Origin of the sequence: Kitasatospora sp. NPDC101801, assembly GCF_044766665.1 — a bacterium.
Lineage (GTDB): Bacteria > Actinomycetota > Actinomycetes > Streptomycetales > Streptomycetaceae > Kitasatospora.
In genome coordinates this window covers 197,449-209,533 of sequence record NZ_JBIWML010000002.1, presented here as the reverse complement: position 1 = coordinate 209,533, position 12,085 = coordinate 197,449, and the positions used below count along the sequence as shown (strand labels likewise).

Sequence of the window (12,085 nt, the reverse complement as noted above, 5' to 3'; positions counted from 1 at the left end):
CCGCGTGGGTGCACCACCGCCGGCAACTCCCAGCCAGCGTATGGGCTGGGGAGGCGGGGTGTGCCCGGCTAAACTGTGGGATGGGTCACAGGGTTTCGGGGGTTGCCCCGGATGAGTCGTACTCCCGGACCAGCTTCTTCGGCGCGACGCTCCGCCAGGCGTCGGCGAGCAGGTCGCGCAGCTCCTCCGGGTCGGCCCCGGCCAGCTTGACCAGCACCCAGCCGTGCCGCCCGACGTACGGCGCCGAGGAGTACACCTCCGGCTCGGCGGCCAGCAGTTCGGCCTGGTCCGCCTTGCTCGCCTTGACGGTGACCTCGCCCGAGCCGGGCGTCCCCATCGCGAAGATCTTCTCGCCGACCCGCAGGGTGACCGTGGTCTCCCAGGTCAGCCGCTCGGTGGCCCGGGGGAGTGCCAGGCCCGTGCTCAGGAACTGATCGAACGTCACCATGCGGCCCAGCCTAGGCGGTACGACTGTCGGACCCGTCAGACCACCCCGAGCGCGTACACCGCGAACAGCCCCGCCCCCGCGCCCAGTGCGGCCCGCCAGCCCCGGCTGAGCTTCCAGGGGGCGTCGAACCGCCGGGCGTACCGGCCGATCAGGGTGAGCACCAGGCCGAACACCGGCAGCCAGGCCAGCCGGGCCGGCACCCAGCCGAGCGAGTCCGGTGCGGTGGTCAGACCGGGGACGGCGCCCAGGGCGCCGCCGAGCGCGCCGACCGAGAACATCGCGGTCTGGTGCCAGCAGAAGATCGTCATCGCCGAGAGGTTGACCGCCACCACCGGCAGCCAGAGCAGCGGCCGCCGCAGCGCCCGGCCGATCCGGTCGCGCAGCAGCATCGCCGCGCCGCACTGCACCGAGGCCAGCGCCGGCACCAGCAGGGACGGCGGGTGCGAGTTGGTCCGGGCCACCCCGGGCACGCCGACCATGCTGGCCGGGTAGTGGAAGACCGTCAGCAGCACGGTGAACAGCGCGGCCCCGCCGAGCAGCAGCAGCTTCGCCCCGGCCTTGCGCAGCGTGCCCTGGGCCCAGGAGATGCCGAGCTGGTAGGCGAACAGCCAGCCGGGCAGCAGGTTGACCAGTGCCAGCCAGGACGGCACCGAGTCGGCCCACGGCCCGTACCGCAGCGCGTCCACCACCGCGACCACGCCGAGCAGCGGGGCCGCCGCCCAGCCGCCGAGCCGGCGGCCGAGCCGCAGGCACCAGGGGGTGAGCGCGGTGAGCACCAGGTAGATGCCGATGTACCAGAGCGGCTGGACCACCAGCACGCTGCCGGTCCTGACCGTCCCGGCGGGGACGCCGAGTGCGGTCAGCAGCGGGATCAGCAGCGCCCAGACCGCCGCCACCCCCAGCACCGGGCGGAGCAGCCGGACGGCGCGCTGCCGCAGCCAGTCGGCGGTGCCGGCACCCCGTTCCTGCGAGCGGGCCAGCGACTTGGCCGAGGCGTAGCCGCCGACCAGGAAGAACACCCCGAGCAGCTGGAGCACCCAGCTGAGCGGGGCGAAGAAGCCGAGCGAGGCCAGCGGGCTGGCGTTGTGCAGCACGCCGTCCGGCGAACTGGTGAAGCCGCCGAGCAGCCAGTGCCCGATCGGCACCGAGAGCAGGGCGAGGGCGCGCAGGCCGTCCAGGGCGCGGTCGCGGGTGGTGGGGGTCCTGGCGTCCACGGAGGCCGCGGTGCGGCAGAGGGTGGTGACGAGCTTCATGGCGGGGTCTCCTGACGAAGGATCAGCGGGTGCAGGCGTCGCGGCCGGGGGCGCAGGTCACCTGGTCGGTGCGGCCGAGCGCGATCGCGGCGAAGTTGGCCAGCGAGGCGGTGCCGGGGGCGAAGTAGCCGCTGTGGCCGTGCGAACCGGCGGAGGCGACCGCCCGGGCGCCGAAGGCGGGGTCCTCGGGGTCGGCGCCGTGGCCGAGGCCGAGGAAGGAGACGTTCGGGACCTGGTCGATCCAGTCCTCGGCGTTGCGCTGGGCCACCCAGACCGGGACCCGGAGGTCGGCGGCCCGGTCCACGTCCATCCCGGGCGAGCCGATCGCGACGATCCCGGTGGCCTGCTCCGGGCCCAGGCCGGCGAGCGAGCAGACGGCGGTGCCGTAGCTGTGGCAGAGCACCGTGACCGGCCCGGTGGTGGGCACCAGGCCGGACAGGAAGTGGCTCAGCCGAGGGGCGCCGGCCCGGGCCAGCCGGGCGGTGGCGGCGTCCAGGCCGACCTTGACGGGGGTGGTGTAGCCGGTCCAGGCGACCACCGCCAGCCGGTCACCGGCCCGGTCGCGGAGCGCCCGGGCCATCCCGGTCGGGGTGCCGTACGGGGAGGAGGCGCGGTCGACGGTCATCAGGTCGATGTCGGCGCCGGGTACGATCACCGCCGTGCGCTCGGCCCGGGCCAGGTCGCCGAACACCTCGGCCAGCTGGCCCCGGCCGCGCGGGTCGAAGGCCAGCAGCTGACGGCCGGTCAGCGCGACGTACCGGTCGGCCCTGGCCCGGGCGGCGGCCCGGTCCCGCTCGGGCAGGGTGCCGTCGGCGGCCACCGCCAGCTCACGGTCCCGCTCCTCGCGCAGGGCCAGCGAGTTGGCGAAGTACCGCAGGGCGAACGGGGCACCGTCCAGGTTCCCCACCACCAGCGGGTGGCGGACCGCCAGTGCCCGCTGGTGCGCCTGCGGCAGCCCGGCGAAGAAGGCCGCCACCTCGGCGGCGTCCGCCCGCCCGGGCTCCGGCACCCGCAGCCCCAGGGTGGTGTCGGCGACCCAGGCCGCGCTTCCGGGCGGCGGCCCGGTGACCGCCCGCTGGCCGTCCGCCGCCGCCCAGCCACCGGCCCCGCCGACCGCCAGTACCGCGAGGAGACCCCCGGCCAGTGCCCGCCCGAATCGTGCTCGCATCCGCTCCAACCCTTCCGTCGTAAAGCTGCTGACGGAGAGGAAGGTAAGGAGCAGATGGCCCCGCGATCGTCACACCGCGGGGCCAACCGGCACGTCGTACCGGGGTACTACTGGCCCGGCGTCACCAGCCCGGACTCATACGCCAGGACCACCGCCTGGGCCCGGTCGCGCAGGTCGAGCTTGGCCAGGATGCGGCCGATGTGGGTCTTCACGGTCTGCTCGGCGACCACCAGCTGCCCGGCGATCTGCTGGTTGGACAGGCCACGGGCGATCAGCTCCAGCACCTCGGTCTCCCGGGGCGTCAGCCCGTTCAGCCGCAGCCGGGGATCGCGGCGCGGGGCCGGGCGGGTGCGGGCGAAGTCCTCGATCAGCCGCCGGGTCACCGAGGGGGCGAGCAGCGCGTCCCCGGCGGCCACCACCCGGACGGCGGCGATCAGGTCGGCCGGCGGTGCGTCCTTGAGCAGGAAGCCGCTGGCCCCGGCCCGGAGCGCCTCGTAGACGTAGTCGTCCACGTCGAAGGTGGTCAGCATCAGCACCTTGGGCCGGTGCACCACGCCGACCGGCGGGTCGAGCAGCTGGCGGGCCGCCTCCAGACCGTCCATCTCGGGCATCCGGACGTCCATCAGCACCACGTCCGGACGGGTCCGCCCGCTGACCTCCAACGCCTGCTTCCCGTCGGCGGCGTCACCGACCACGTCGATGTCGGTCTGCGCGTTGAGCAGTGCGGCGAACCCGGCCCGGACCATCGCCTGGTCGTCGACGATGATTACGCGGATGGTCATCGGGGGCTCTCTCCAAGGGTGGTGACGGGCAGTTCGGCGGTGACCAGGAAACCGCCCGCAGGCGTACCGCCGGTCTCCAGCCTGCCGGACAGCAGGCGGACCCGCTCACGCATTCCCACCAGGCCGTGCCCGGTGCCCTCGCCGCCCTCCACGGCCGGGCGGCCGCCCGGCGAGTTCTCCACCGTCACCCGCAGCGTCCGGCCGACGGCGGTCAGCCTGACCTCGGCCCGCGCCCCCGGCGCGTGCCGGACCACGTTGGCCAGCGCCTCCTGCACGATCCGGTACGCCGACAGGGCCACCGCGGAAGGGAGTTCACCCAGCGCGGCCACCTCCGGAGTCACCGTCAGCTCGGCCCGCACCCCGGCCTGACCCACCGTCTCCACCAACTGCCCGAGCTGCGCCAGCCCCGGCTGCGGCGCCCGGTCCGGGGCCGCCCCGGCACTGCGCAGCACCCCCAGCAGCCGCCGCATCTCGGTCAGCGAACTCCGGGCCGCCGCCGCGATGGTGCCGAACTCCTCCACCGCCTCCGGTGGCAGACCACCGATCCGGTACGGCGCACTGTCCGCCTGCACCGTGATCACCGACATGTGGTGCGCGACCACGTCGTGCAACTCCCGGGCGATCCTGGCCCGTTCCTCCAGCAGCGTGCTGCGCTCCCGCTCCGCCTCGCTGATCTGCTCCTGCTCGGCCAGCAGCCGCTGTGCCTCGCCCCGGCCGCGCACGCTCCAGCCCAGCAGCAGCACCGCCCCGGAGACCGCCACCGTCACGGCGGCGGTCTGATCGGCCCGGGACCGGTGCAGATCGGAGGCCACGACGGTGGCCGCCAGCGTGACCAGCCAGACCGCGAGCAGGGTCCGCCCACGCTCCCGCAGCGCCAGTGCCGGCATCAGGAAGAGGTAGCAGATCAGGGTCGGCACCGGCCACGGCCACGGCCCGGCCCCCACCGGGCTGCCCGCCGTCAGCAGCGCCCCGAGCACTGTCCCCGCGGCCGCCACCCACCAGGCCTGCAACGGTCGGGTGACCGCCATCAGCAGTGGCGCGGACTGCACCAGCGCGAGCGCCCCCGCCACCCCGCCGGGCACCCCGTAGTTGTCGGCCAGCACCACGGTGCCCACCGGCAGCAGGGTCGCCACCGCGGAGACCGCCAGCAGGTACGGCAGCCAGCGCACCCAGGCGCGTCGTGCCCCGGACATCAGCGGGGCCCGGCCGTCGACGGGGGTGAGCAGCGCCCGGCCGAGGTCGGCCAGCTGATCACCCACCGGTTGCAGGAGGTTCAGGACGGCGGAGGGAAGTTGAGGCTTCATCCCGGCCAAGCCTAGGCGGCCCGACCCCACCGGGAGTCGTACCGCAGTCCGGACTTCGGCGTAGCACCTGGGTATGACCGCTACCGTTTGCAGGTGCTCAGCCCGCTACGGCGTCAGGGTCTCGGGGAACTGCGAGGAGATCTGACGCCGGGGTCACTGCGACACTGCCTGACCGCCTACCCAACGGTGACCTGTTCCGAGGCCGGCGTCGCAGTTCCCCGAGCCCCTGACCGTAGACCCGGAGCATCTGCAAAAAAGCTGAGGTTCAGCGCCAGTCGCCGGCCAGGGCCGGGCCCAGTTGGTCGAAGTGGGACTCGATGACGGTGATCATGCCCTCGGGGCCGGGCGCGGAGTGGTCGCTGCTCCAGGCGAGGTGGGCGGAGCGGAGGACCCCGCCGAAGACGGCGGCCAGTACCCGGGGCCGCAGGTCGACCGCCGGGTCGAGTCCCTCCCGACGGGCGATCAGTTCGGTGATCAGGCGCTCCTGTTCGGTGATCCGCCGGAGGTGGGCGGCGAGCAGGGTGGGGGTCTCCTCGATCAGCTGGATGAGTTCGAGGGCGGCGGTGACGCCGGTGTCCGAGGTCCCCGTGGCGGACAGGTCGCGCCAGGCCAGCACGATCGAACTCCGCAGCGCCTGCAGCGGGTTCTCCGAGGCGGGCCGCTCCCGGAGGGTGGCGACGAAGTAGTCCTCGGCGTCGGCCAGGACGGCCAGCGCGACCTCCTCCTTGTTGGAGAAGTACCGGAAGAAGGTGCGCTGCGAGACGTCGACCTCGGCCGCGATCTCGTCGACGGTGGTGCGCGCGTAGCCCTGGCTCAGGAAGAGCCGGTGGGCGGCGGAGACCAGGTCGTCCCTGGTGCGCTGCTTCTTCCGCTCGCGCAGGCCGAGCACCCGGCAGGCGGCCGGTTCGGCGGACGGGAGGGGCTGCGCGGCCATGGCTGGGCCTTCCGGGACAGGGCGGGACTGTGCACATCAGCACTGTGTCCATAACGATAGCGCGCTGACAAATGGCAGAGATTGGCAGAAGTCAGCCAACAGCACAAGACAGTGTTTGCCTAATGTCAGAGGCTGACATAATCTCAACCGGCAGTGGCGCCCGTCAGGCCGGACGACTCGTGGGGACGGGTGGGCCGGGGCGCCACCGCCATGCCCTGGCCCCGGCCGTGCCCCGCGCACGGCCCGGTGGCCGAAGTCCTGCTGATCGAAGCCCTCGGAGGGTCCGTCAGATGAGCCAGCCCCTGACCAAGACCGCGAAAGCGGCTGTGCCGCCGGAGCGCAGCGCACCGCCCACCGGTCTCGCACGGTTCCAGGGCCACCCCTGGCTGACCCTGCTCACGGTGGCGGTCGGCGTGATGATGGTGGCGCTGGACGGCACCGTGGTGGCGATCGCCAACCCGGTGATCCAGAGCGACCTGGGCGCCTCGCCCGCCGACATCCAGTGGGTGACCAGCGGCTACCTGCTGGCGCTGGCGGTCTTCCTGATCACGGCCGGCAAGATCGGCGACCGGTTCGGCCACAAGTCCACCTTCCTGGTCGGTGCGGCCGGCTTCGCGGCCACCTCCGCCGCCATCGGGTTCGCCGGCAACATCCAGCTGGTGATCGCCTTCCGGGTGCTCCAGGGCCTGTTCGGCGCGCTGCTCCAGCCCGCCGCGCTCGGTCTGCTGCGCGGTGCGTTCCCGGCCGACAAGCTCAACATGGCGATCGGCATCTGGGCCGGTGTGATCGGCGCGTCCACCGCCGCCGGTCCGATCGTCGGCGGTCTGCTGGTCGAGCACGTCAGCTGGCAGTCGGTGTTCTTCATCAACATCCCGGTCGGCATCGCCGCCGTGGCGCTCGGCATCTGGATCCTCAAGGACGTCCGGGCCGAGAACGCGGCCAAGTCCTTCGACGTGCCCGGCATCGCGCTGCTCTCGGTGGCGATGTTCGCGCTGGTCTGGGGCATCATCAAGGCCCCGAGCTGGGGCTGGGGCGACAGCAGCACGCTGATGTTCCTCGGTGGCGCGGTGCTCGCCCTGGTGCTGTTCGCGTTCTGGCAGACCAAGGCGAAGGAGCCGCTGATCCCGCTCAGCCTGTTCCGCTCGGTGCCGCTCTCGGCGGGCGCCCTGCTGATGGTGCTGATGGCCTTCGCGTTCTTCGGCGCGATCTTCTTCGTGACCTTCTACCTGCAGAACGTGCACGCCATGACGCCCGTTCAGGCGGGCGTCCACCTGCTGCCGATGACCGGCATGATGATCGTCGGCGCCCCGGCGGCCGGCGCCGCGATCGGCAAGGTCGGTCCGCGGATCCCGATCGTGGTCGGCATGGTGCTCACCACCGTGGCGATGTACGGGATGTCCACCCTGACCTCGGACTCCGGCACCGGCATCATGTCGCTCTGGTTCGTCCTGATGGGTCTGGGCATCAGCCCGGTCATGGTCGGCGCGACCGAGGTGATCGTCGGCAACGCCCCGCTGGAGCTGTCCGGTGTGGCCGGTGGCCTCCAGCAGGCCGCCATGCAGGTCGGCGGCTCGCTCGGCACCGCCGTGCTCGGCGCGGTGATGGCAGCCAAGGTCACCAACGTGCTCCCCGGCAACTGGGCCGCGGCCGGCCTGCCGCCGGTCGACCCGGCCCAGCAGGCCGGTCTCGACCAGGCCGCCCAGCTCGGCATCGCCCCGCCGGCCCCGGCCGGCACCCCCGAGCAGGTGGTGCAGGGCATGGCCACCGCCGTCCACGAGTCCTTCGTCAGCGGCATGTCGCTGGCCTTCGCGGTGGCCGCCGCCGTCGCCTTCGCGGCGGCCCTGCTCGGCCTGCTCACCAAGCGGGGCGCGACCGACGCCGGTCCGGCCGTGCACATCTGAGCCACTGGCACGGGGAAGGGGGGCGCCGAACGGCGCCCCCCTTCCCCGTGCTCGCGTACCGGTTCGCCTACCTCGGTCGTCCGCGCTCGAACCGGTCGGTCGGCAGCTCCACCAGCGGGGCCGGGTAGTCGGGCCGCTCCGCCAGCAGCCAGGGCCGGTGCACGGTGCCGCCCGGCAGGTGGGCCAGCTCGGGCACCCAGCGGCGGACGTACGCCCCGTCCGGGTCGAAGCGCTTGGCCTGGGTGAGCGGGTTGAGGACCCGGTTGGGGCGGGTGTCGGTGCCGGTGCCCGCGACCCACTGCCAGTTCAGCTGGTTGTTGGCCACGTCGCCGTCGACCAGCAGGGAGAGGAAGTGCGCGGCCCCCTCGCGCCAGTCGTGGTGGAGCGTCTTGGCCAGGAAGCTCGCGGTGATCAGCCGGGCGCGGTTGTGCATCCAGCCCTGGGCGGCCAGCTGCCGCATCCCCGCGTCCACGATCGGACAGCCCGTCAACCCGGCCCTCCAGGCGTTGAGTTCGCCCTCGTCCCGGTGCCAGCGGTCGCCGCGCGGGCGGTAGTCCGCCCAGGCCGCCGCGGGCCGGGCCGCCAGCACCTGGTGGTGGAAGTCCCGCCAGACCAGCTGCCGGACGAAGTCCTCGTCCGCGGTCCCGGCGGCCAGCTCGGTCGCCGACAGGCAGCCGAAGTGCAGGTAGGGGGAGAGATGTGACGTCCCGTCGAGCGCGAGCGCGTCCCGGTCGCCCGGGGTCCAGCGCTTCCACCGGGCCCGGCCGGCGCGTTCGCCGCCCGGCGGCAGCTCGGGGGAGTCGGGGCGCACGACGGGAACGGGCAGGCTCGCGATCCCGTCCGGCACCGGCACCCGCCGGGGCGCGGGCAGCGGCTTCCGTCGCGGGGCGGCCGACCAGGCCCGCAGATAGGGCGTGAAGACCGCGTAGTGGTCCTTGCCCGCCGGGGTGACCGCGCCCGGCGCCAGCGCCGTCAGCACGGCGTCGTGCACCACCAGCCGGTCGCCGAACTCCGCCCGCAGCCGGGCCTCCCGGCGCTGGGCGAAGGCGGTCACCCCGGCCGCCACGTGCACCGCACCGGCGCCGGCCTCGGCCGCCACCCGGGCGGTCTCGGCGACCACGTCGCCGCGCCGCAGCACCAGGTGCCCGCCGCGCGAGCGCAGCCCGGCGTCCAGGTCACGCAGGCAGTCGGCGAGGAAGGCGGCCCGGTTGGGGACGGCGAAGCCGGTGGCGGCGATCCCGTCGTCCAGCACGAACAGTGGGACCACCAGGTCGGTGGCGGCGAGGGCGGCGTGCAGCACGGGGTTGTCGTGCAGCCGGAGGTCCTGAGTGAGGAGCGCGATGGTGACGGGCATCCGCCATGGTCCCGCCCCACCGCCCGGGGAGCGGGGCCGACGCGCCGTCAGGAGAGCCCGAAGGGCCGCCCCCCGGGAGGGACGGCCCTTCGGTCAACCGGTGATCAGGCGTCGCCGCCCGCGGCGCCCGGGTCGGCGGCGGCCACGTCCAGCAGCTGGTAGCGGTCGATCGCCTCCTTCAGCGCGGAGCGGTCGATCCGGCCCTGCTTGGCCAGCTCGGTCAGCACGCCCAGCACGATCGACTGCACGTCGATGTGGAAGAAGCGGCGCGCCGCGCCACGGGTGTCGGCGAAGCCGAACCCGTCGGCACCGAGCGACTGGTACTGGCCCGGCACCCAGCGGGAGATCTGGTCCGGCACCGCACGCATCCAGTCGGAGACCGCGACGAACGGGCCCTCCGAGCCGGACAGCTTGCTCGTCACGTACGGGACGCGCTGCGGCTCCTCCGGGTGCAGCAGGTTGAACTCCTCGGCCTCCACCGCGTCGCGGCGCAGCTCGTTCCAGGAGGTCGCCGACCAGACGTCCGCCTTGACGTTCCACTGCTCGGCCAGGATCTGCTGGGCCTCCAGGGCCCACGGCACCGCCACGCCGGAGGCGAGGATCTGTGCCGGGATCTGGCCCGCCGTGCCCGGGGCGTACTTGTGGATGCCCTTGAGGATGCCCTCGACGTCCACGTTCTCGGGCTCGGCCGGCATCTTGATCGGCTCGTTGTAGACCGTCATGTAGTAGAAGACGTCCTCGCCGTGCGGGTGCTCCGCCGTCGAGCCGTACATCCGCTTGATGCCGTCCTGCATGATGTGCGCGATCTCGAAGCCGTACGCCGGGTCGTACGCGACGACGCCGGGGTTGGTCGAGGCGAGCAGCTGCGAGTGGCCGTCCGCGTGCTGCAGACCCTCACCGGTCAGCGTGGTGCGGCCCGCCGTGGCGCCGATCACGAAGCCGCGGGCCAGCTGGTCGGCCATCTGCCAGAACTGGTCACCCGTGCGCTGGAACCCGAACATCGAGTAGAAGACGTAGACCGGGATCAGCGGCTCGCCGTGCGTCGCGTAGGACGAACCGGCGGCGATCAGCGAGGCGGTGCAGCCCGCCTCGGAGATGCCGTCGTGCAGCATCTGGCCGGTCTTGGACTCCTTGTACGCCAGCAGCAGCTCGCGGTCGACCGACTCGTAGGTCTGGCCGAGCGGGTTGTAGATCTTGGCGGACGGGAAGAGCGAGTCCATGCCGAAGGTGCGGTACTCGTCGGGGGCGATCGGCACGAACCGGTCGCCGATCCCCTTGTCCCGCATCAGGTCCTTCAGGACGCGGACGAACGCCATCGTGGTCGCGATGGTCTGGTTGCCCGAACCCTTCTTGACCGCCTTGTAGGCGTCGTCGCCCGGGAGCTCCAGCATGCGCGGGCGCACCTTGCGGGTCGGCATGTAGCCGCCCAGCTCGCTGCGCCGGTCGTGCATGTACTGGATCTCCTCGGAGTCCTTGCCCGGGTGGTAGTAGGGCGGGTAGCCCTCGTCGAGCTGCTTGTCGGTGATCGGCAGGTGCAGCCGGTCCCGGAAGCGCTTGAGGTCCTCGGTGGTGAGCTTCTTCATCTGGTGGGTCGCGTTGCGGCCCTCGAAGTTCGGACCGAGGGTCCAGCCCTTGACGGTCTGGGCCAGGATCACGGTCGGCTGGCCCTTGTGCTCGCGGGCCGCCTTGTACGCCGCGTAGACCTTGGCGTGGTCGTGACCGCCGCGGCCCAGGTGCTGGATCTGCTGGTCGGTCATGTTCTCGACCATCTGACGCAGCCGCAGGTCACCACCGAAGAAGTGGTCGCGGATGTAGCCGCCGGTCTCGGTCGCGTAGGTCTGGAACTGGCCGTCCACCGTGGTGTTCAGCTTGTTCACCAGCACGCCGTCGCGGTCCTGGGCGAGCAGCGGGTCCCAGCTGCGGTCCCAGATCAGCTTGATGACGTTCCAGCCGGCGCCGCGGAACTGCGACTCCAGCTCCTGGATGATCTTGCCGTTGCCGCGGACCGGGCCGTCCAGGCGCTGCAGGTTGCAGTTCACCACGAAGGTCAGGTTGTCCAGGCCCTCACGGGCGGCCAGCGAGAGCTGGCCGAGCGACTCGGGCTCGTCCATCTCGCCGTCGCCGAGGAAGGCGTAGACGTGCGAGGACGAGGTGTCCTTGATGCCGCGGTGCTCCAGGTAGCGGTTCATCCGGGCCTGGTAGATCGCACCGAGCGGGCCGAGGCCCATCGAGACGGTGGGGAACTCCCAGAAGTCCGGCATCAGCCGCGGGTGCGGGTAGCTGGAGAGGCCGTACGGCGCCTTGGACTTCTCCTGGCGGAAGGCGTCGAGCTGGGTCTCGCTCAGCCGGTCCAGCAGGAAGGCCCGGGCGTAGATGCCGGGGGAGGCGTGACCCTGGAAGAAGATCTGGTCGCCCGACTCGCCCTCGGCGTCCTTGCCGCGGAAGAAGTAGTTGAAGCCCACGTCGTAGAGCGACGCGGAGGAGGCGAAGGTGGCGATGTGGCCACCGACCCCGATGCCCGGGCGCTGGGCCCGGGAGACCATCACGGCCGCGTTCCAGCGGGTCGCGTTGAGGACCTTGCGCTCGATCTCCTCGTTGCCGGGGAAGAACGGCTCGTCCTTGGTCGCGATGGTGTTGACGTAGTCCGTGCTGCGCATCTCGGGCACGGCGACACGCTTCTCGCGGGCGCGCTCGATCAGGCGGAGCATCAGGTAGCGGGCGCGCTCGCGGCCCCGCTCGTCGATGGCCGCGTCAAGCGACTCGAGCCATTCCGCGGTCTCCTCGGGATCGAAGTCCGGGACCTGACTCGGAAGGCCGCCAATGATGATCGGGTTGCGATCTGCTCCGGAAGCCACGCTGTTCCTTCACTGTCGGTCGAAACTGAGGTGTGTCGCGCCGCCTCCATCGTGTACCGCAACTCGGAGATCCGTCATATCTACCG

Annotated in this window: 9 protein-coding genes; 1 reads left to right on the top strand and 8 read right to left on the bottom strand. The window is 72.5% G+C overall.

Going from position 1 to position 12,085, the window contains the following annotated elements; genetic code table 11:
• Window positions 1-85: 85 nt before the first annotated feature.
• From ACIRPK_RS05200 to ACIRPK_RS05175, 6 genes are all read right to left on the bottom strand, one after another.
• Window positions 86-448, bottom strand: a complete 363-nt coding sequence (locus ACIRPK_RS05200) for an MmcQ/YjbR family DNA-binding protein (protein WP_403033241.1) — start codon at window positions 446-448, stop codon at window positions 86-88.
• Window positions 449-483: 35 nt separating this feature from the next.
• Window positions 484-1,701, bottom strand: a complete 1,218-nt coding sequence (locus ACIRPK_RS05195; protein WP_403033237.1) for an acyltransferase — start codon at window positions 1,699-1,701, stop codon at window positions 484-486.
• 22 nt (window positions 1,702-1,723) lie between these two features.
• Entirely contained in the window at window positions 1,724-2,869 is a 1,146-nt protein-coding gene (locus ACIRPK_RS05190; RefSeq protein WP_403033234.1) for an alpha/beta hydrolase, read from the bottom strand.
• A gap of 107 nt (window positions 2,870-2,976) precedes the next feature.
• Window positions 2,977-3,651 carry a response regulator gene (locus ACIRPK_RS05185; protein ID WP_403033231.1) on the bottom strand — a complete coding sequence of 225 codons (675 nt, stop codon included), beginning with the start codon at window positions 3,649-3,651 and terminating at the stop codon, window positions 2,977-2,979.
• Window positions 3,648-4,955, bottom strand: a complete 1,308-nt coding sequence (locus ACIRPK_RS05180; RefSeq protein WP_403033228.1) for a sensor histidine kinase — start codon at window positions 4,953-4,955, stop codon at window positions 3,648-3,650. Before ACIRPK_RS05180 ends, ACIRPK_RS05185 begins: the two co-directional genes overlap by 4 nt.
• A 265-nt stretch (window positions 4,956-5,220) precedes the next feature.
• On the bottom strand, window positions 5,221-5,889 hold the full coding sequence (locus ACIRPK_RS05175) for a TetR/AcrR family transcriptional regulator (RefSeq protein WP_403033225.1): 669 nt from the start codon (window positions 5,887-5,889) through the stop codon (window positions 5,221-5,223).
• A gap of 326 nt (window positions 5,890-6,215) precedes the next feature.
• On the opposite strand from ACIRPK_RS05175, the gene ACIRPK_RS05170 reads away from it, so the two are divergent.
• The gene (locus ACIRPK_RS05170; protein ID WP_403033733.1) at window positions 6,216-7,790 is read left to right on the top strand and encodes an MFS transporter; all 1,575 of its coding nucleotides are present in this window, start codon (window positions 6,216-6,218) and stop codon (window positions 7,788-7,790) included.
• 67 nt (window positions 7,791-7,857) lie between these two features.
• Here the strand turns inward: ACIRPK_RS05170 and ACIRPK_RS05165 are convergent, their stop codons facing one another.
• Both ACIRPK_RS05165 and aceE read right to left on the bottom strand, forming a co-directional pair.
• Window positions 7,858-9,144, bottom strand: a complete 1,287-nt coding sequence (locus ACIRPK_RS05165) for a cryptochrome/photolyase family protein (RefSeq protein ID WP_403033222.1) — start codon at window positions 9,142-9,144, stop codon at window positions 7,858-7,860.
• 104 nt (window positions 9,145-9,248) lie between these two features.
• A complete protein-coding gene (aceE, locus tag ACIRPK_RS05160; protein ID WP_403033218.1) occupies window positions 9,249-11,999 on the bottom strand; it encodes a pyruvate dehydrogenase (acetyl-transferring), homodimeric type in 2,751 nt (916 codons plus the stop codon).
• Window positions 12,000-12,085 lie beyond the last annotated feature (86 nt).

Coding starts and splice junctions, on each gene's coding strand:
- ACIRPK_RS05200 (WP_403033241.1), bottom strand. CDS start 448: ATGGTGACGTTCGATCAGTTCCTGAGCACGGGCCTGGCACTCCCCCGG.
- ACIRPK_RS05195 (WP_403033237.1), bottom strand. CDS start 1,701: ATGAAGCTCGTCACCACCCTCTGCCGCACCGCGGCCTCCGTGGACGCC.
- ACIRPK_RS05190 (WP_403033234.1), bottom strand. CDS start 2,869: ATGCGAGCACGATTCGGGCGGGCACTGGCCGGGGGTCTCCTCGCGGTA.
- ACIRPK_RS05185 (WP_403033231.1), bottom strand. CDS start 3,651: ATGACCATCCGCGTAATCATCGTCGACGACCAGGCGATGGTCCGGGCC.
- ACIRPK_RS05180 (WP_403033228.1), bottom strand. CDS start 4,955: ATGAAGCCTCAACTTCCCTCCGCCGTCCTGAACCTCCTGCAACCGGTG.
- ACIRPK_RS05175 (WP_403033225.1), bottom strand. CDS start 5,889: ATGGCCGCGCAGCCCCTCCCGTCCGCCGAACCGGCCGCCTGCCGGGTG.
- ACIRPK_RS05165 (WP_403033222.1), bottom strand. CDS start 9,144: ATGCCCGTCACCATCGCGCTCCTCACTCAGGACCTCCGGCTGCACGAC.